Origin of the sequence: Neobacillus drentensis (assembly GCF_036965245.1) — a bacterium.
GTDB classification, from domain to species: Bacteria; Bacillota; Bacilli; order Bacillales; family Cytobacillaceae; genus Neobacillus; species Neobacillus drentensis_G.
This window is the reverse complement of record NZ_JBALPG010000222.1, coordinates 1-2,417: the sequence shown is the minus strand read 5'-3', so window position 1 is coordinate 2,417 and position 2,417 is coordinate 1. Positions and strand designations below refer to the sequence as shown.

At 34.0% G+C, this 2,417-nt stretch carries 3 protein-coding genes; 1 reads left to right on the top strand and 2 read right to left on the bottom strand.

Annotated elements, in window-relative coordinates:
• Positions 1-198 precede the first annotated feature (198 nt).
• Positions 199-909, bottom strand: coding sequence for a MerR family transcriptional regulator (locus V7150_RS25775; RefSeq protein WP_335523991.1), 711 nt, complete (start codon positions 907-909; stop codon positions 199-201).
• A gap of 151 nt (positions 910-1,060) precedes the next feature.
• On the opposite strand from V7150_RS25775, the gene V7150_RS25770 reads away from it, so the two are divergent.
• On the top strand, positions 1,061-1,939 hold the full coding sequence (locus tag V7150_RS25770; protein WP_335523989.1) for an alpha/beta fold hydrolase: 879 nt from the start codon (positions 1,061-1,063) through the stop codon (positions 1,937-1,939).
• A gap of 291 nt (positions 1,940-2,230) precedes the next feature.
• Here V7150_RS25770 and V7150_RS25765 read toward each other — a convergent pair.
• On the bottom strand, positions 2,231-2,417 hold a 187-nt coding region (locus V7150_RS25765), incomplete at its 5' end, for a hypothetical protein (RefSeq protein ID WP_335523986.1).

Here is a 2,417-nt window from a genome sequence, read left to right as displayed (position 1 = left end):
AGGCACCATAGTTCAAAGACCTTCTTCGCTAGCATTAAAACTGCATAGACTTCCTGATCCATTTTCATTCTCTGTGGTGCAGCGCCTGTTTTGCGCTGCATGGAAGGCTAACGGGCAGGTTAGCTTAAGTACGCAAATTTTATGATAAAATTTATAGTGAAAAAAATAGAAAGAGACAAGTGTACTTATCTCTTTTTTTCATGTATTTAAATCTCGATAAAAATTTATATATTTTGTCAGCTCCGTAATTCCTTTAAATTGAAGCAGCAGTTGATTGTTTAGATTTTCTAAAGCCAGTTGAAATGAACGTTCAATTTTAACATAACTTTGTGTGTCAAAATCATCTAAAAGCTGCTTCATATTTTCAATGTAATATACAGTTTTTCGCAAACTGCTGATGACTAATATCTTTCGTAACTCAGATATCGAAAACATTCTATAACCGTTTTCTTTATTCCTTTCCGAATGAATTAACCCTTCATATTCCCAATGACGAATAGCTGAAGTTTTAACGCCAGCAATTTCAGCCGCCTCCCCTATACTCATTGATTCCTTTAATTTTTTATTTTTATATTTCGTAAAATCCGCTCTTTGAATCATTGTGAGCATTTCTTCCACTCTCCGTTTTTCCAGCTGTATATGGAATTGTTGTTCATTTATTAACCAAAGAGCTTTTTCAAAGTTTACGTTCTTAATCATTCTCATTACTTCATAAACAATGGGTATATCATAACCTCTTAACAGAGCCCTTATCGTAATAAATGCTTGCCAATGTATTGAGGTATAGTAACGATGATTACAATCTGTTCTTGGGACATCAGGAATGAGGTTTTGTTCTTCATATCTTCTCAAAGTTGTGGTACTGACATTTATAGCATTTGCAATTTGTTTAGGGGTATATATATCCATCTTTCCGACTCCTTGTTTAAAGTAAAACCTTCAAGTGCTACGATAATATATTTTAAACTAAATCCTAGTATATAAGGAAAAAAAAGCGAAAAACCGAAAGATTGCATGAAAGTTATATGATATTAGTATAAACAATAAAGGAGTGTCAGATATGGAGAAATTGATAAAACTCTCTGATGAATCAGTAATAAAAGTAGGTTTAGTTGGAAATCCCGAAAGTATTACTATTATGCTACCAGTCGCCAAAGAATCGGTTTATGGACAGGAAGCTGAAAACTTGCGGCTATGGGGAGTTGACCCTGAATTAGGAAGGAATTTTATCGAGGGACTACAAGATAAGTTTCAGGTTTTATATTTTGACTATGAAGGACATCGTTTGAGATACCCGAATCCTGAAAATCTCACCTCTGAAAAAATCGTGAAGGATTTGTTAGTAATTGCTGATGAAATGAACAGTAAAAAGTTTAGCTATTATGGCTACTCCTGGTTAGCGTTAGTTGGATTGCAATTAGCAATTCGGACCGACCGACTAGAAAGTCTAATCATGGGTGGTTTTCCACCAATGGATGGGCCGTACAAAGAAATGCTGGTGGTAACCAATAAGACGTATCAACAGGCTTTGGATAACCTAAATGCCCCAGTCAATGATGAACAAGTAGACAATAAAAATCCAGAAAATGTGGATTGGGATAATGTAAAGGTGAAAATTGATACGAATCAAACCAAACAGTTTGTTACGTTGTACGAAAATTTGAAGGAATTTAATGATCGGAAAATTCAACATCAATTAGAGATTCCGCGGCTCGCCTTTGCTGGTGAGAATGATACCATTATTTATGGAGAAAACTTTGGAAGTGTAACAGTTGATATCGTTGGTAAACTGCATGAAAATAAACAAGAATTAGAACTTTTGGGTTGGGATGTAGAGATTTTGAAAGGAGATGGTATGGATCACACCAAAGCCATGCAACCTGAAACGGTACTGTCATTGATAAAGCCTTGGATGATTAAACATTTATTATACCTTTAAGCATTAAGGCGAAATTTAAACTAACAAGGGCTTAAACCTAAAAAGGGTTAGGCCTCCTTTTTGTTTAACTAACGGTCAGATAGGTTTAACAAACAATTGGAAATATGTGGTAAAATTAATACAGATGATAAATGGTGGGGAGCGTATTAATGAAGGTACTATTGGAGTTAATGCGATTAGTTTTTATTTTTGTATTTGTCGGAGTCATTTTATGGACTTTTATTAATTATATTTATTCAAAATTAGGGGTTAACATCGATAATTATGTATGGATGGTTCATACAGCTATTCTTATTTCATTTTTTGTTCTATATAGGAATAAATTGCAGTTAAGTGGATGGTACACTGGTAAAGGTAAAGAAAAGCTCCCAAAAATAGTATCAAAATTACATATTTCCAGTTCAATATAAATTTTGTTATTACCTCCAATACTAAGTTTCTTCTTAAGCTAACGCCTGCTTTAGCATTCCTGTAGGTC